Below are 17318 nucleotides of genomic sequence, written 5' to 3' on the forward strand. Positions count from 1 at the left end.
GCGGTGTGTCGGCCACTTAATAGGTTGGCTGACACATTGCCTTCGCGAGCAAGCCCGCTCCCACAAATGACCTGGCGCCTCCACGTCATCTTTTGTATCAAAGACGCTGTAAGATACGCCGCACTTAGCCAGGGATGCTCACCATGTTCGACTCGTTCAAAACGATCTGCCGCCGTTTATTCGGTGCATTAGCGACGGTGGTGGGTGCCCTGTTCGGCCAATGGCAGCCGCCGTTCTGGCTGCGTGCCATCGGCGATGGCGTGCTGGCGCTCGGCCACAAGGCGCGCGCTTATCCGCGCCAGGCCGGGGCCGGCGTGTTGGGCCTGGTGCTGCTGGCTGCTGCCGGGTTCTATGGCTGGCAGTGGTACTCCCATCTGCCCAAGCCGCATACCGTGAGTTATTCGCTGCACAAGCCCAACCTCACCGACTACACCCAACAGACGCCGGTTGTGGATAACCTGCAGGTGCGTTTCGCCGAGTCCGTGGCTCCGCTGGCGGCGATTGGCAAGCCGGTGAGCGCAGGCATCACCCTCAAACCGAGCGTGGCGGGCACGTGGCGCTGGTCCGATGACCGCACATTGCTGTTCGTGCCGGAGAAAGACTGGCCCATCGACGCCGGTTACACCCTGGACCTGGCGAAGAAAAACCTGTTGGCCGACGGCGTATTGCTCGACCAATACAGTGCCCAGTTCTCCACCCAGCCGTTCCGCGCCACACTGGCGCAAAACGAGCTGTATCAGGACCCGTCTAACCCGACGCTGAAACAGCTGGTGGCAACCTTCCATTTTTCCCACCCGGTGGATGAAGACAGCCTACGCAAACGCGTGACCGTGACCCTCGGTAAAGGCCTGGCCTACCGCGACGCCCAGTTGCCCAACCGCCCGGAAATCACCTTCGACGAGAAAAAACTCAACGCCTACGTGCGCTCCGCCGCCCTGGCCACCCCGCTGGAAAGCACCCCGGTCAGCGCCAAGCTCGACGAAGGCCTCAAGGCCCGCGACGGCGGCAACGCCAGCACGGCGCCGCTGGTGGCCGAAGTCACCGTGCCCGGGCGTTATCGCCTGACCTTTACCGGCGCCGACGTGAGCTTTGTCGATAACGAACGCGGCGAACCGGAGCCGGTGCTGATGTTCAGCAGCTCCAGCGCCGTAGCCGATGACACCATCGCCGGTAAGGTGCAGGCCTGGCTGCTGCCGGAAAAAGCCGAAGACGACACGCGCCCCTACACCAGCAACGACATCGACGACGCCCTGCTCGCCCGCAGCAGCAAGGTCAACCTGACCCACGTGCCCAGCGTCGAACCGCTGAACACCCTGCACGCCTTCAAGTTCAAGGCGCCAGCCGGTCGGGCTGTCTATGTGCGTGTGCCGGCCAACCTGGAAGCCATCGGCGGCTATCTGGCGAAGAATCCTACGGCGTCGCTCATCAGCATGCCGGCGTATCCGCGCACATTGCAGTTCCTGTCTGACGGCGCATTGCTCAGCCTCAATGGCGAAAAACGCCTGGGTTTCATGGCCCGTGGCGTGCCTGGCGCACATGTGGAAATCGCCCGCCTGCTGCCCAACCAGTTGCAACACCTGGTGGACCAGAGCAGCGGCAGCTTTGCCCGGCCGAATTTCGGCAACGAGTACTTCGACCGCATGGTGGAGCGTCAGTCGCTGGACATTCCACTGTCGTCCAATGACCCTGCGAAGACCGTGTACGACAACGTCGACCTCGGCCACTACCTCACCGCCAACGGCGGCCGGCGCGGCATCTTCGTGCTCAAGCTCAGCCCACAGGATGAGCCGGTCGAACGCACCTTCGAGTACGAGCGCAGCAGCACCAGCGACCTGCGATTTATCGTGGTGACGGACCTGGGCATCATCGCCAAGCGCTCCAGCGACGGCAGCCATGATGTGTATGTGCAGTCCATCGGCAACGGCTCCCCAGTATCCGATGCGCAAGTCGACATCATTGGCCGCAACGGCTTGCCGGTCAGCAGCGGGCGCACCGACGCCGAAGGCCACGCGCATTTCGCCAAGCTGGATGAACTGCGCCGTGAGAAAACGCCGCTGATGTATGTCGTCACTCGCGGCAACGATCAATCCTTCCTGCCGATTGCCCGTCAGTCCCAGCAGCTGGATTTGTCGCGCTTCGATGTAGGCGGTCTGGAAGAGGACGGCGCGACTGATCGCCTCAGCGCCTACCTGTTTAGCGATCGCGGCCTGTACCGCCCGGGCGAAACCGCGCACCTGGGCATGATCGTGCGCAGCGGCAACTGGCAAGGCGCCCTGCAAGGCCTGCCGGTGGAGCTGCAAATCACCGACCCGCGCGGCCTGGAAGTGATCCGCCAGCCGCTGAAGCTGTCTGCCAGCGGTTTTGAGACCTTCGATTTCCCCAGCAGCGAAGTCGCCCCCGCCGGGGACTACACCGCGACCTTGCAGTTGATCGGCCAGAAGCAGACCCGCACCGACCTGGGCAGCGTGAGCTTCAAGGTCCGCGACTTCGAACCGGACCGCATGAAGGTCGGCCTGAGCCTGCACGACACGCCGGTGCTGGGTTGGATTCCACCCGACCAAGTGGTGGCCAAAGTCACCGCGATGCACCTGTTCGGCGCCCCGGCCGCGGGCCGTCGAGTGACTGCAAAAATGTCCTTGAGCCCGACGCTCGCGGCTTTCGAGCGCTACCCCGACTACCGCTTCCGCCTCAACGATGGCTTGGAAGACGCCACTACCGAAGACCTGGCCGAAACCAGCGTGGATGACAACGGCCAGGCCGTGCTTGACCTCAACCTGCAACGCTTCGCCAACAGCACCTATCGCTTGCAGGTGATGACGCAAGTGTTCGAAGCCGAGGGCGGTCGCAATGTGGCGGCGCAAAGTGCGTTGCTGGTGTCGTCCGCACCTTACCTGGTTGGTGTGAAAAGTCAGGACTCGCTGTCGTACGTCGCCAAGGATGCGCCGCGCCAGGTGCAATGGCTGGCCGTCGCGCCAGACCTGACGCCGGTGGCGGTGGACGGCCTGACCAGCGAAGTGGTCGAACACCGCTACGTGTCGGTGCTGGTGAAACAGTCCAACGGCACCTACAAGTACGAGTCGCGCATCAAGAACATCAGCCAGCCGGCCTCACCGCTGGTGATGACGAAAGAAGGCGCCAAGCAGGCCCTGAATACAGGCACGCCGGGGGATTTCACCCTGCAACTGAAAGACGCCAACGGCAACCTGCTCAACCAGATCGATTACAGCGTGGCCGGGCGTGGCAACACCTCGCGCTCCCTGGAGCGCAACGCCGAGCTGCAACTGCGCCTGGATAAACGCAGCTACGCCAGCGGTGACGAGATTGCCATCAGCATCCGTGCGCCCTACACCGGTGCCGGCTTGATTACCATCGAGCGCGACAAGGTCTACACCCAGCAGTGGTTCAAGGCCGACAGCACCAACAGCGTGCAACATATCCGCGTGCCTGCGGGGCTTGAAGGCAATGCCTACGTCAACGTGCAGTTTGTGCGGGACATGGGCTCGGCCGAGGTGTACATGAGCCCACTGTCCTACGGCGTGGTGCCGTTCAGCATCAACCTGGATGCGCGGCGCATGGCGCTGAAGGTCGAAGGCCCGGCGAAGATCGAGCCGGGGCAACGGCTCGACATCAAGGTCAACGCCGACCGTCCAGGCCGCGCGGTGGTGTACGCGGTGGACGAAGGCATCCTGCAAGTGGCGCGCTACCAGACGCCGGACCCGCTGGGCTTCTTCTTCCAGAAGCGTGCGCTGGAGGTCGGCACCAGTCAGATCCTTGACCTGATCCTGCCGGAATTCAGCCGCCTGCTCAGTGGGGCAGCGCCCGGAGGCGATACGGAAGGCGCCCTGGCCAATCACCTGAACCCGTTCAAGCGTAAACATCAGCCACCCGTGGCGTGGTGGTCCGGTTTGGTGGACTTGCCGGCCGGTGAAACCGTGCTGCATTACCAGGTGCCGGACAGCTTCAACGGCAAGCTGCATCTGTTTGCGGTGGCGGTGGACAGCGACAGCGTGGGCGTCAGCGAAGCCACGACCGACGTGCGCGGGCCGATTGTGATCACGCCAAACGTGCCGGCCTTTGTCGCGCCGGGAGATGTGTTCAACGTCAGCGCCGGAGTGTTCAGCAACCTCGATGCGGCGGCGGACGTGAAGTTTGAAGTGCAGACCAGCGACGGCCTCAAGGTGCAGGGCGACAAGGGCAGCACCCTGGCCCTGCAACCGCGCAAGGAAGGCACCGCCGAGTTCAAGATCAAGGTGGGCGACACCCTCGGTTCGGCGGACCTGCGCTTTGTCGCGGTGTTGCCGGATGGCAAGCGCATCCAGGTGGCCGAGACCACGTCGATCCGCCCGCTGAGCGAGCACCGCGTAGCCTTGAGCCTGGGCCGCTTCGACAGCGCCAGCAAAGAGTTGAAACCGACCCGCGAGCTGTTCAGCCAACTGCGCGACGTGCAAGTGGGCGTGGCGGCCTCGCCGCTGGTGTGGGCCAACGGCCTGAAGCATTACCTGGATGACTACGGCTACGCCTGCACCGAGCAATTGGTGTCCAAGGCCATGCCCGCATTGATTTGGGGTGGCAACGCGCCGCAAGCCGAGCAAGCCTTCAACAGTGCCGTGCGCATGTTGCGTCAACGCCAGAACCAAGCCGGTGGCTTTGGTCTGTGGGCGGCCAACCCGGACGTGGCACCGTACGCCAGCCTGTACGCCACCGACTTCCTGATCGAAGCCAAGGAGCGCGGGTTGCCGGTGCCGGAAGACCTGCTGGTGCGCTCGAACGCGTATCTGACAGACCTGGCCAACGGTCCGAGTGAAGGTCTGTCGGAATTGCGCAATCGCGCCTACGCCAGTTACCTGCTGAGCCGTCAGGGGATTCTGGTGAGCGGTGCCTTGAGCGATATCCGCGAGCGCTACGAGAGCTACTTCAAGGACAGCTGGCAGAACGACCTGGGCGCCGCTTACCTGGCCGCCAGCTACAAGTTGCTCAAGCAGGATCGCCAGGCCGATGCGCTGTTCCGCAAGGTTCCGTGGCGTGCCCTTGTGGATAAGTGGGCCAGCGACGGCCTGTATTACGACCCGCTGGTGCACGATGCCGAACACCTGCACCTGCTGGCGCGGCACTTCCCCGAGTTGCTCGATGATGTGCCCGTGGCGCTGCTGGATAAACTCGGCAAGCGTCTCAACGAGCAGCGCTACAACTCGCTGTCGGCGGCGCTGTTGCTGCGGGCCCTGGACACCTATGGCCAGCGCGCGCAAAGCGACATGACCCTGAAGGCCACCGCCTGGTTGGGTGACAAACAACAGCAATTGCTGGAGATGGCCGGCCAGCCGCCGCGTGCTGCGGTGCCGGGAACCACGCAAAAACTGGTCATGGAAAAAACCGACGGCCCAGCCGCCTTCTACATGCTCAGCGAGGCCGGTTTCGACAAGGGCGCCAAGCTCAAGCCGATCAGCAATGGCCTGGAAATCATCCACGAGTACCTCGACCTCAAGGGCGAGCCGGTGAGCAAAGTCGCGGTGGGCGATGAGTTCCTGGTGCGCTTGCGCCTGCGGGCCACCGACCGTGACCAAGTGCAGCAAGTGGCCGTGGTCGATCTGCTGCCGGGTGGCGTCGAGCCTGTGTATAACTTGCCACCGGAGCCGGAAGCCGCCAGTTCCGAGGACGGTGAAGAGTCCGAATACGTCGAAGAAGACAGCCAGGAAGAACCGGCCTGGCAAGCGCCCATCGGCGAAACCGAGCTGAGCAACTGGCAGCCGGACTATGTGGACGTACGCGATGATCGAGTGGTGTTGTACGGCACTGCGCTGCGCGATGTAGGCACATTCGTGTACCGCGTACGCGCCACCAACGCCGGCACGTTCAACACGCCACCGGCCTACGCCGAAGGCATGTACGAAACCACCCTGCAAGGGCGCGGCAAAGTAGGCGAGCTTGAAATTACCAAGCCTTAAACGCCTGACACTGCCGCTGTTCGCAGCAGCGGTGGTCCTGGTGGGGGTGCGGCTGTGGCCCCATGCCCCGCTGGAACAAGCGGCGACCTCATCGCGAGTGGTGCTGGCCGACGACGGCTCACTGCTGCGCATGACCTTGGCGGATGACGGGCAATACCGCTTATGGCTACCGCTGGAGCGGATTTCGCCGTCGTTGGTTGAGGCGTTGCTGCTCAAGGAAGACCGCAATTTCTACTGGCATCCGGGGATCAATCCCCCGGCATTGCTGCGCGCGGCCATGGCCACCTACAGCGGTGGCCAGCGCCAGGGCGGCTCGACCTTGAGCATGCAGTTGGCGCGGCGCCTGTGGGATCTGAACACACGGCAGGTGCCGGGCAAGTTGCAGCAGATGGCCTTGGCGTTGTGGCTGGAAGCGCGCTACAGCAAGCACGACATCCTTGAGGCCTACCTGAACCTGGCGCCCATGGGTGGCAATATCGAAGGCGCCGAGGCCGCCAGCCGCATCTACTTTGCCAAGGCAGCGGCGCAGTTGTCGTTGTCCGAAGCGCTGGCGCTGGCGGTGATTCCACAGCAGCCGGGCCGGCGTGCGCGCTTCGGGCCGTCGCTGCAAAACGCGCGGCTGCGCTTGATGGCCGACTGGCGCGCGGCTTATCCACAAGACCCGCGTAACGACAGTTTGCTGGAGCTGCCCCTGGAGGCGCGCAACCGCCAGCAGATCCCGTTTCTGGCGCCACATTTGAGCGAACAGTTGCTGGCGTCCCAGCCCGGCAATGAGCTGAACAGCACACTCAACCTACCCTTGCAGCAATTGCTCGAACGGCTGATTACAGGCTTTATCGCCGAACGGCGCAGCACCGGGGTGGAGAACGCCACGGCGATCCTGATCGACAGCCGCGATCAGAGCGTCAAGGCGCTGGTGGGTTCGGCGGACTACTTATCCACAGGCATTCACGGCCAGGTCAATGGCGTGCTGTCGCGACGCTCGCCGGGCTCCACGCTCAAGCCCTTCCTGTATGGGCTGGCGCTGGACCAGGGGGTGATCCACCCCATGAGCATCCTCAAGGATTTGCCCAGTAACTTCGGCTACTTCCAGCCGGAAAATTTCGACGGCAGTTTTGTCGGCCCGCTGACGGCGCGCGATGCCTTGATCCGTAGTCGCAATATCCCGGCGGTGTGGCTGGCCAGCCAGGTGAAATCGCCGTCCTTGTATGGGTTGCTGCAACGCGCCGGCATCAAGGGCCTGCGCGATGAAAGCCATTACGGCCTGGCCCTGGCCCTCGGCGGCGGCGAGATGACCCCGGAAGAGCTGGCGCGCCTGTATGTGATGCTGGCCGGTGATGGGCATCTGCGGCCATTGCGCTATTTGCGGGAGCAGCCGCCATCCACCGGGGCACAGTTGCTCACACCGCAAGCCGCGTTCATGGTGCGCGACATGCTGCGCCGCAACCCGCGCCCGGACGGCTTGCCCGGCCGCCATTGGCGCACGGCGTGGAAGACCGGCACATCGTGGGGTTTCCACGATGCCTGGAGCGCCGGGCTGGTGGGCCCTTACGTGCTGGTGGTGTGGGTGGGCAACTTCGACGGCCGGCCGAACCCGGCGTTTATCGGCGCCAAGACCGCCGCGCCGCTGTTCTTCCGCATCGCCGACGCCCTGCCCCTGGCCTTGCCCAACGTGGTGATAAAACCCGACAAGGCGTCGCCCGGGCTGGTGCGCATCGAGGTCTGCGCGGCGTCCGGCGAATTGCCCAACCGCTGGTGCCCGCAAACCCGCAAGACCTGGTACATCCCCGGTGTCTCACCGATTCGCGTGTCCAACCTGCACCGCCCGGTGCTGATCGACACACGCACCGGCAAAGCCGCCTGCCCGCCGTTCGAGGCGCAGCACACCCGTGAAGAAGTCTTCGAGTTCTGGCCCAGCGACGTGCAGCGCCTGTACCGCGCCGCCGGCCTGCCCCGACGCACGCCGCCCAACGTGATGAAAAACTGCCAGCACAACCGCATCGGCGACCAAAGCGAAGCGCCGCAAATCCGTTCGCCGTTGACCCAGGTGAGTTATCAGTTGCGACTGTCCCAACCCCAGGAAAGCATCCCGCTGAATGCCAACGCGGCCAGCGATGCGGCGACGCTGTACTGGTTTGCCGACCAAACGCTGATCGGCCAGGGGCCGCCGCAAGCCACGCTGAACTGGCGGCCGGGCAAATCGGGGGAGTATCGGTTGCGGGTTACGGATGACCAGGGACGCAGTGCGGGGCGGGGGTTGCGGGTGGAGTTTGTGCCGTGATCGGGCGTACAAACCTGTGTATGTACTTCTACCGTCAGTGAAAGCGCCGATGCAGATCTGGAAATACCATCTGCGCAAACCAGACCGGTAGACCGGGAAAGACCGAGCGAGACTTAGCGGACGGTGCTTCAACCACCCCCATCTCGATCAGTTTTCTAAGCTGCTCGCTCGCCACTCGGTCATGGAGGCCGGAAAACGTTTTAAAGTCCGCACGAGCAACTTCGCCTTGAGTCAGCAATATGTGAATGGCCTTGGCCATTTCCTGTTTTACACCAGCTTCGACGAAGCGACGCTCAAGACCGATTACTCGCTCAAGTCGCTGGCGCAGGCTAACCAGGTCCATCGCTTGCTCTACGTACTCCATCTGATCAATACAGACCTGCAGCATGAACTCTACAAATTCGAACAACCCGCTTTGCGTCAACTGGCCGCGACCGTCCAAGTCTCCTCGCCGAGGCTGATCGGCAGATCGCAAACGTGCGTAGTACTCGTCCTGCTTTCGCGCCAGCCCTCGAGAAAGTGACCATAAGGGGGACGCAAGTCCCAGGCGCATGAGCTGCAAGTGCGTAACCATACGCACAACTCGCCCGTTGCCATCTTCGAACGGGTGAACAAACGCTAGGCGATGGTGATAAGCAAGGGCACCGAGAACGCGTGAGGTCAGGTCTGGCTGCCCGCCGTATACGTGTTGAAGGCGTGTGAGCATCGGAGTGACAGACTCCCATGCTGGCGCGGCGTGGTCACCGACCAACACATTGCGTTGTGCGGTATCACGCAATTGGCCCGGTATAAGCAGTCGGCCATCGCTTAGTCGCAGGTCGTCATCGCTCGCATCCGCAAAAAGACGACGATGAATGACAGATATGAATTCGGGCTCGAAGAAGAGGCTCCAAGGAACCTCTGCGGTTTTAGGTCGACGTAGTGCCCGCTCTAGCAACGCCTGAACACCGATATGACTTTCAGCCAGCTCCCGCAACGCCTTGGCATCGCGCTTGGGTAGTCGCGCCGACAATGTGACAGGTTCGGTGAATTGGCCTTCAATCAGGTTGCTGTAATAGCTATTGGTGATTCGCATCAAGCCGCCGATGCGGGCAGCGGTATTTTCGTGGAGCAAGCCAGTGAGCTTGCCGGCGCGAAAGGACAGTGTTTCTGCCGTACGTAAAATAGACGCAGGGAAACCCGGAGAGGGCCAAACAGGTTCCAGCCAGTGGTTTCCAGATATAAATAGCTGCGCCATTTACCTCACCTTTTTCCGATTTATTTTCGGATCTATTTTTCCGTCAAGGACCAATAGTAGCTGGATGAATCGGCTTATCTATACAAACTTTTGTTAACCTATTTTCCGATTTTGTTTCCGATCTTTTTCGCTACACCGAAAGCTCTACATAATTGGACTCGCCGCCTCCGGTCGCACCCGACAACCAACCCCACACAAACGCCAGCGTGGTACGCCCGGCATCATCAACACCCACCGTGCCCCGCGACCAACCCGCCAGCAACTCCCCTTCCGTGGTCAGGCATTGAAAGAGCAGCTCGACAGTGTCCGCGCCGGTTACTCGCCCAACCTGCCGGCCGGTGCGAATCCGCCCACCTTGGTAGGTGCTGGAGATGGCGTCGCCTTCGACTTGATAATGGAACACCGTACCAGCGCCGGAGAGCCCTTGGCTGTTGTTGGCGACCGCAAACCGGCGATTGTGCAAACGCTCGCCGATTGGGGAAAAAGAGGTGGGCATCGATGTCGAATCCATTCGTCGTGAGGGTTCTGGAGACCCGGCGTGGTTACCAACAACATAGTTTGACACAGCCCCTCTCGTAAATCGGGGCCTGTAGGATGATCCGGGGGCCACACAACAGCAACATAGACTGACACAGACGGGTCGCACTTCAAATACGGGGCTCGATTGGTAACAACATAGTTTGACACAACAGCGAGAGCAATCATTTATGCCGAAACACCATGTGAGCGCGACCGGTCAATCACCTGTGCGGAAATAGTCTTTTTTCAACACAGGCTCAGTGCGATGTCTAAATCCGTGCGCAACCTTCGACCGGTCCCCATCAGCACATACACTGTGTTTTTTGTTCGAAATAAGCAGTCATTGGTGAAGGAAACACCCAGCGTTGATCGGACCCAATCACCAGGCGGGAAGCGGCCTTTACTGTCTTGGATAACGGTCAAAGCGTAAACGAGAGCAGGAATTAGCTGTCTATCCGTAATGGCTTTTCGCTGACGTGTTGTAATGTCGAGATCCAATATTGCCCAATCAGCAACAAGACAATAGGCACGGGAAGGAAAATGCAGACTGGCGAAAGCCACTGCATCTGAGGGGGCGAGTTGGCATCCGTCTATTTTCTCGCCTGCAGAAAGCACTGAAACATAATCTGCCAAATTCATTTGTACCTCCTGCCGATCCAAAAAACCGATTCGAACGAGAAGCATCATTCAGCTTAGCTCCCAGCGGATCACCAGGTTCCGATGCCGACGGATAGCAGCAGGGTGATCTCATGGCTGTTCCGTCTTCTCCCTTCATCTCACTGAACGGGATGATTTCTATCGAGTTGTCACCGGATAAAGTGGTTTGCGCCAGTACACAGCTATACCATTGCCGTGCGTGAACCCTACCTAGCGGTAGGTGCCGATGCGGGTGAAACCTAGTGCTTCATGGATGCCCGTGCATGCCGTATTCGGCTATGCGACGCCGGTATTGGTGCATGAAATCCATGTTACTCAAGGAGCGGTAGAGTCCGTTTGGCTGCGACTGAATCAAAATGACATGCCCTCAGACACTTGAATCAGCATTTCTTCGACTAGATGTGTGCCAAAGGTTGTAGTGACCATCGCCAATGGGCTTTCTCCTAAAAAACGGGCTTTGGGTTTGGAAAGCCAATGTTTGGCCTTCCCTTTGTCACCGAAGACCACCTCGGCCATAGCGGTAATATGTGCAAAACGGAACAGGCGATCGCTCTCATGCGACGTTAAAAGCTGATTGGCTGACAGTTTTGTTTTGAGCGTTTTGGGTTGAATGATTCTGTCGCGTTCTTCGTCGCTGAGGGTTCCATCATCACAAAGCATTTTGATCAGGCTGGCCGAGAAGCCAGCTACTATCATGTCGTGAATGTCCAGATCCGAAGCATTGACAGAAATATGAAGAAGCGTCTCCAGACGCATGCGGTAAGCATGACTGGCATCCTGACGCAGGACGCCAGCAAACATGGGCCGCACTGATGTTGCGTTGCGGACGGGCGTCAGGACTAATGTGCCATTCAATACCGTTAGCTCCAAGTCGTCCCCAACACCTAACCTCATTTGGTCAAGCAACTCTTGAGGCAGATCAATGATGATGTCGCCAGTTCCGTCCTCAGTTTTCTGGGATTTTACTATCCAACGCTCAGTTTCACTCATGATCGTCCGGCCCTCATCCGCCATCAGAGAATGACACACATCATCATGGTTGGGCCCAGAGCTGACCAAAGGAACGCGCAATCCGCTGGTAGACAGGCACTGCCGCTGCTCGAACGCCGGATAGCGAGTGAAACAGCAAAAAATGGGGCAATGGATATACCTGCCTTTCCACCTTCACATGGCTAAGAGCCTGAGCGTGATCAGTTAACTACACGAAAGGATATGACATGCACCCTAATGAGCTTTATGTTTCCGTCGACGTCGAGACTTCTGGGCCTATACCAGGCGATTACAGTCTGCTTTCCATTGGAGCTTGTCTTGTAGCCCAACCTGAAACGTCCATATATCTTGAACTACGGCCTGACAGTCCGAAACACGACCCCGAAGCGCTGGCAGTATCGGGGCTGAGTCTGGAGAAGCTGGAGCGCGAGGGTCTCGCTCCGCAACAGGCGATGCTGACATTTGATCAGTGGCTGAGATCGTCCTGCCAAACGGGGCAAAAGGTCATTTTCGTAGGACTCAATGCACCGTTTGACTGGTCATTCGTCAATTACTACTTCCACAAATACCTGGAAACCAACCCCTTTGGTTTTACCGCTATCGACATGAAGGCCTACTTTATGGGCGCTGTAGGTTGCAGCTGGAAGGAAACAAAATCATCCAAAATGACCGCTGCGCTGAAGCCACTCAGCGAACCGAACCATAACGCATTGGATGATGCCCGCTTTCAGGCAGAGCTCTTCGCCCTAATGCTAGCGGGTAACTATAAACGCTGACCTGCCTTCCACCGCACTGACTTGAAGTTCATCTGACCCAGGTTGCCTCAACATATCTGCCGTCCCTGAACGACCACGCCTTGATACCTTCTGGTTTTTCGGACTTGCCGACAATAATGGCTATTGGGTGCGGCAGATCCTGCGTGTAACGTGCAGCAAATTTGGAGAAACTACCGATGTCTGCCGGAGAGATCACCGGAACGGATTGGGGATGCGTATGCCAATAGCCCACCAGGCGTAACCCTTGTTCGTTGGCAGCCTGGATCTCCTGACGGCACCGCGCCGCATCCAACTCTAGCCAAGACCAGCCTGACCGATCGGCGCGATGAGGCAACGTGGCCAAGGCCAGCAGCAAACCTTTCGGATCAACAGGGTTGACGAATAACTGTCCACCTCGCTCCACGCCAAAAAGGCCCTGCCGATGACTATCCAAGATGTCCGCGACCGCCTGGGACACCAATAGCTCGGAGTCCACCTCCGGCCATCGCCAGCGCCATGCGATATCCGTCATACCATTTCGTCCTTATCTTCCGGCCATCCGCGTTCGAGTAGGATTTGCTGCGTCCCCTCTGGCAGTTTGGGCCCATGGTATTGGCCTCCTAGGCTCAGCACATCTTCAGGCCTATAAATGCTGCTGACCCAAGATGCAGTGGCGATCTTGCCGGTCAATGCGCGTAAGGCCGTGTGCGACACCATAGAGGCGATATTGGTCATTCCCAGCGAGCCGCCTGGGATAAAGCTCTCGCCACACGCGGGCAGTGGAACAACACCGCCTCCCGGCCACTCTGTAAATCTATGCAAAAAATCGCCGACGTCCGTGAACAACTGACGGCCATCAAAGGTGCCGCCTGGTGCGAATAGAGCATGGCCGACCTGGGTATACGGTTCGCTCCAGGCTTGTAAAAGCCCCCAAGGAGCGCCGCTGGATTTGGTTCGCCATACAGTGACCTCCGACTGCCAGTCTGCTGTCGTGATCACCACCAGATCTGCGTTATCGAACACTTCTGGTTTGCTACTCATCACTACTTCGGCAAAAGTCGAATAAGCGGTGCATTCTGTCGTCGGAAGATCTAACAGAATCTTGTCCCTCAACGCTGAGGCTTTCAGCCTCCCTAGGCTATCCGCTCCCAGAACGTGCCTCCCCAGATTGGCTGACACCAAAGTGTCAGGATCGATGAGGGTAAGGTGGCCGACACCGGATCGTGCCAATTGTATTGCCACCGTACTGCCTAATGAGCCAACGCCAACACAAACGACTCGAGCATTTTCAAGGTGCTGTGCAGTGCCGCTTATATCGCGGGACAGGATAGACGCTCGATCAAGCACATCCAGGGCAGTTGCTCGGACGAGCGCCGGAGGATGAGCATTTGCGATAGCTGGCCGCCGGCGAGCTGTACGCAAGCCAAACTTTGCCCCCCGCTCCTGCTGTACACCGAGCGAACGCACATTGAGACAATATGTTGGAGCATCTGCGCCTCCTGGAAGCTCCAGAACAATCCATCGACTCGCCAACGTTCCATGCAGCTCAAACCATGCCAGCAATTGCTCGGCATCGTCTGGTTGAAGGTGTGGCTTTAGCCACAGCAATAAATCTTCTGGATCCGGGGTGCGGATATCCGGATAAGTCTGAAGCTTGACGTAAAAACCGGGAGTTTCGGCCGCACGAATGACAGCAGAGCGCCCGACGACCCGTCGGTAATGCCCTTTGAGTGCAGCTACATTCGATGCTAACCAAACCGTTTCCTGACCGGATGGCACAGCTCGGCGCGGATCGCTGAGCGCAAACAACTGCGAGGCAGCCTGAGGTCGATCCAACAGTAAGAGGTTCTGGAATGACTGCCCGTGCTGAAACGACCAGTAGGTAGTGATCTCATTCTGAAATTCGATATCGCGTGTTGCCTGGTTTGATCCCATCTTGGACAACGAAACGATCTGGGCCAAGCGAGCAAGGCTGTCCTCTACCACGACCTCCGGGGAGCCCATGATGGGGCGTTCCTGAAAGCCATGAAGGCAAAGCCCCGACTTAGTGGCATGCGGCCAAACCAGCCATGGAGAGGGTTCGACGTTCAGCCGCAAGAGCCCGCGGGGAAAGTTGGAGGGGAAACCTATACGCAGTCGCCGCTCCTGCCCCGTGTAATCGGTGGGCAAGGGGAAGTGAAAGCACGCCGCTTCGTCAGCCCGCATGGGTGCGGGCTGGAGCAATGCATCGGCAGCATCCTGACCTAGGGTGTTACGCAGTGCGGCGATTCCGCGCTGCAATGGTGTCTTAATAGGATCAGCCAAGGCGTCCAACTGGCTTTACGCTCGACTGAGAGGTTCCGCCACCGCTGGCCCCTCCGAAGAGCGAACCCATCGAAGCAGAGTTTCGAGTAGTGCCATCCGGTCGACCGGGCATCGTCCAATTCGCAGGGATTTCATTGTTCACTGCCGTGATGAACGCCGGCGCAATACCGAAGTTCTTTTTCACTGCCTCGGCAAAGGAGTCATTGGATTCAAAACTTTCCAAACCTAATGACACAGATGCACTGGCGTCCGCATGCCACTTGGCGAATGCCTGACGGTAGCCTTGCCCCTCGCCCGGTCGATTCCACTTCTCTGCAAAGTTTTCGCCGTTATCGGCAGGGTTGCAGACATAGCAGTCGCTACCTCTATGCGCGATGTGCTGCGGCATTCTGCGAACGATTTCCAAAATTGCATCGAGCGGTGCCAGAGGCTTCGACTGCGACTCCTTTACGACATCCAGGTATGCGTGCGTGGCTAGAGTGGTGATGACCGCAGATATTGGGCGAGTATCAGCGCTCCTTGTCTTGATGGCCCATTCATCGCGATGCCGCTTGAGCAGCTTAATGGTCGCACGCAGGGGATCTTGATCGATGTAATCCTGATAATGCGGCAAAGGATCTTGGGTCGCGGCATCAAGCATCCGCTGGCTTTTGGCAACCACTAAGCTTTCCAGAGAGATTTCCTGGGCGGAAGCGACCTGCAACCAATTCGAGTAAGGAATAGGGCTGCTCGCTTTCCATCCTGTGACTCGATCCGGAACCTCAAGCTTACCCTCGCCGTTTGCTTCGCCATTTCCGTTGATCGCCCGGGCAGGTGTGACATCGATGTGGAAACCTGGATTTTCGTCTGCATAAACGATTCGAATACCACGACGTAGTTGCTTAACTTCTTCCTGAACGCGGGAGCCTTCCCTAAAACGCTGCTCAATCGCCTCTAGAACTTCCTTCGCACCAGCGCCTTGAGCGTGAGGGAGCCAGATAATCGCGTCCGCATCAATGGTGTCCAGATCCGCAGGCGCCCCGGGAATTGGCTTAATGGTCGTTTTCAGCCGCATTGAGCCCTGAACGAAAATATGAGCCTCAGCGAGCAACGGATTGTCGGAAGCCGAGAGGATTTTTTCCAGTTGGGAGTAGCGGTCATTGATTTTTTCGTACTGCGCTTCCGACAGCGAGATCTCCCTCGCGGCGCGAAGCAGAAAATATTCCCAACTGCTGCGCTTGGTCTGTTCGTTGCTCAAAAGCATTACATAGCCTCCTGGGCCACGGGACCCAATTGCAGTGTTTGCGTAAACCGATCTTGGTTTTCTTTGTCCCGATCGAAGATCAGGTATGTATGTTGATGCTGTGTTGTGAGCAACGCGCCAAACTCGATGGCCAATGCCGCAGGAATGGCGGCGAAGACGTGGATGGGGTCAGGAGTCAGAGCCTCAAGCTGGCTCAGTCGTATTTGAAGTGCGTCGCGAAAAGCATGAATCACCCGACGGTTCTGTACCATCGCGTAGCTTGGTTCTGGGATCGACAGCTCTGCAATACGTGCACCGGGTAGAGCGTCGGTCACGTCGCGTACTGGAACTTGCGCAGAAATGGAGAGCACCAACGCCAGTGGGCCATCGCCGTTGGGTGGAGGCGTAAACAGAAAACTAGGCGGCTCAGCAGACTGATCGGGCCAGCGCAAAAGATGCTCGCGATGAAAAGAGAAGATCAAGCGTTTGGAACGGTCGCCGATACTCTGGCCCAACATCATCAAGGCCGGAATGTCGGCCAAGCCGACTACTGCTAGCGCGGGCGAATCGCCATAAGTGCCGCCGCGACGTTTGAGTTGCTGCTCCAGCTCATACTGGACGCTGTCTTTGACGTTCTGCCAATAGGTAGTGTCCCTGCCACGTGGTCCGGGCGCAGCGAAGGCGATTTTGATGCCTTGATCGAAGGCGGTTAATCCCTCGGCGGACATCGCAGCCAACAGATCGCGAACGGGGATATCGTTGATCGTCTGAAAGTGCTGACTCTGGACGATGAGAGGAATGGCTCTGCCACCATCGGGGGTCGTTGCGGCGAGTCGGATGCGTTCAAGGTACGCTTGGTGCAAACCGCTCAGATCATTTTCAGGGTAGCCATCTGCGTCACGATCAATTTTGTCATGACAGCCTGGGCACAGGAGCATCAGGTTAGCAGTATCGTTAGTGTGCGCCTCAGCATCATGATCCGCGCGTCCCCGAGGCCCCTTGGGACTGGCGGGTAAGATATGCGCCACTTCGCCCCATTTCATTGGCTTGCCGGCACGATAGTCGAACGTTAGATCCGTACCGCACAGTTCACAATGACCAGCGGTCTGTGTCCATACGATCCGCTTCGTCTCATCATTCGTGTTAAAGCGCCCGCTCGCGGGCTTAGCGTCTTCTTTTTCTGCCATTTCGACCGACCCCCGAAAAACATCCATGATTGAAAACGATGATGGCAAGATAAGATCATATTAGGGTCATTCGTCCCGATTTCAAGAGAGATCTGAGGGTGACGAATGCTGAGTCGCCTTTTAGCAGGATGCTTTTTTGGCTCATCGAAAGGCGGTGGTGGCGGCGTTCGTTTTCTGGCAAGTGCTGGTGGGTAATGGCACTGACCACAGCGCATGTAAGACTG

General features: G+C 58.9%; 11 protein-coding genes. 3 read left to right on the forward strand and 8 right to left on the reverse strand.

From position 1 onward, the window contains the following. The first annotated feature begins 143 nt into the window (after positions 1-143). On the forward strand, positions 144-5942 hold the full coding sequence (locus tag NUV89_RS06855; protein WP_257780734.1) for an alpha-2-macroglobulin: 5799 nt from the start codon (positions 144-146) through the stop codon (positions 5940-5942). Beyond that, entirely contained in the window at positions 5923-8223 is a 2301-nt protein-coding gene (gene pbpC / locus NUV89_RS06860; RefSeq protein ID WP_257780735.1) for a penicillin-binding protein 1C, read from the forward strand. Before NUV89_RS06855 ends, pbpC begins: the two co-directional genes overlap by 20 nt. A gap of 34 nt (positions 8224-8257) precedes the next feature. Here the strand turns inward: pbpC and NUV89_RS06865 are convergent, their stop codons facing one another. The 4 genes from NUV89_RS06865 to NUV89_RS06880 all read right to left on the reverse strand — a co-directional run bounded on the left by NUV89_RS06865 (position 8258) and on the right by NUV89_RS06880 (position 11626). Beyond that, the gene (locus NUV89_RS06865) at positions 8258-9460 is read right to left on the reverse strand and encodes a Fic family protein (protein ID WP_257780736.1); all 1203 of its coding nucleotides are present in this window, start codon (positions 9458-9460) and stop codon (positions 8258-8260) included. Positions 9461-9590: 130 nt separating this feature from the next. Further along, the gene (locus NUV89_RS06870; protein WP_257780737.1) at positions 9591-9956 is read right to left on the reverse strand and encodes a hypothetical protein; all 366 of its coding nucleotides are present in this window, start codon (positions 9954-9956) and stop codon (positions 9591-9593) included. A gap of 269 nt (positions 9957-10225) precedes the next feature. Continuing rightward, a complete protein-coding gene (locus NUV89_RS06875) occupies positions 10226-10666 on the reverse strand; it encodes a hypothetical protein (protein ID WP_150793904.1) in 441 nt (146 codons plus the stop codon). Between the two features lie 321 nt (positions 10667-10987). Further along, positions 10988-11626: an antitoxin Xre/MbcA/ParS toxin-binding domain-containing protein gene (locus NUV89_RS06880; protein ID WP_224793261.1), complete on the reverse strand. Its 639-nt coding sequence runs from the start codon at positions 11624-11626 to the stop codon at positions 10988-10990. 227 nt (positions 11627-11853) lie between these two features. Here NUV89_RS06880 and NUV89_RS06885 point away from each other — a divergent pair, with 227 nt between their 5' ends. After that, positions 11854-12402 carry a 3'-5' exonuclease gene (locus NUV89_RS06885; protein ID WP_032856644.1) on the forward strand — a complete coding sequence of 183 codons (549 nt, stop codon included), beginning with the start codon at positions 11854-11856 and terminating at the stop codon, positions 12400-12402. Between the two features lie 28 nt (positions 12403-12430). Here the strand turns inward: NUV89_RS06885 and NUV89_RS06890 are convergent, their stop codons facing one another. The 4 genes from NUV89_RS06890 to NUV89_RS06905 are packed head-to-tail and all read right to left on the reverse strand — an operon-like array spanning position 12431 to position 17094. After that, positions 12431-12913: a Mov34/MPN/PAD-1 family protein gene (locus NUV89_RS06890; RefSeq protein WP_019334922.1), complete on the reverse strand. Its 483-nt coding sequence runs from the start codon at positions 12911-12913 to the stop codon at positions 12431-12433. Next, a complete protein-coding gene (locus tag NUV89_RS06895; RefSeq protein ID WP_032856643.1) occupies positions 12910-14694 on the reverse strand; it encodes a ThiF family adenylyltransferase in 1785 nt (594 codons plus the stop codon). The genes NUV89_RS06890 and NUV89_RS06895 overlap by 4 nt, the downstream gene beginning before the upstream one ends. Continuing rightward, positions 14678-15928, reverse strand: coding sequence for a nucleotidyltransferase (locus NUV89_RS06900; protein ID WP_019334920.1), 1251 nt, complete (start codon positions 15926-15928; stop codon positions 14678-14680). The genes NUV89_RS06895 and NUV89_RS06900 overlap by 17 nt, the downstream gene beginning before the upstream one ends. Then, entirely contained in the window at positions 15928-17094 is a 1167-nt protein-coding gene (locus tag NUV89_RS06905; RefSeq protein WP_032856642.1) for an SAVED domain-containing protein, read from the reverse strand. Before NUV89_RS06905 ends, NUV89_RS06900 begins: the two co-directional genes overlap by 1 nt. Positions 17095-17318 lie beyond the last annotated feature (224 nt).

Origin of the sequence: Pseudomonas sp. 18.1.10 (assembly GCF_024655625.1) — a bacterium.
GTDB lineage: Bacteria > Pseudomonadota > Gammaproteobacteria > Pseudomonadales > Pseudomonadaceae > Aquipseudomonas.

What these genes read in the sequence shown, in the direction of transcription:
- NUV89_RS06855 (WP_257780734.1), top strand. Translation starts at nt 144, where the DNA reads ATGTTCGACTCGTTCAAAACGATCTGCCGCCGTTTATTCGGTGCATTA.
- NUV89_RS06865 (WP_257780736.1), bottom strand. Translation starts at nt 9,460, where the DNA reads ATGGCGCAGCTATTTATATCTGGAAACCACTGGCTGGAACCTGTTTGG.
- NUV89_RS06870 (WP_257780737.1), bottom strand. Translation starts at nt 9,956, where the DNA reads ATGCCCACCTCTTTTTCCCCAATCGGCGAGCGTTTGCACAATCGCCGG.
- NUV89_RS06875 (WP_150793904.1), bottom strand. Translation starts at nt 10,666, where the DNA reads ATGATGCTTCTCGTTCGAATCGGTTTTTTGGATCGGCAGGAGGTACAA.
- NUV89_RS06880 (WP_224793261.1), bottom strand. Translation starts at nt 11,626, where the DNA reads ATGAGTGAAACTGAGCGTTGGATAGTAAAATCCCAGAAAACTGAGGAC.
- NUV89_RS06885 (WP_032856644.1), top strand. Translation starts at nt 11,854, where the DNA reads ATGCACCCTAATGAGCTTTATGTTTCCGTCGACGTCGAGACTTCTGGG.
- NUV89_RS06890 (WP_019334922.1), bottom strand. Translation starts at nt 12,913, where the DNA reads ATGACGGATATCGCATGGCGCTGGCGATGGCCGGAGGTGGACTCCGAG.
- NUV89_RS06900 (WP_019334920.1), bottom strand. Translation starts at nt 15,928, where the DNA reads ATGCTTTTGAGCAACGAACAGACCAAGCGCAGCAGTTGGGAATATTTT.
- NUV89_RS06905 (WP_032856642.1), bottom strand. Translation starts at nt 17,094, where the DNA reads ATGGCAGAAAAAGAAGACGCTAAGCCCGCGAGCGGGCGCTTTAACACG.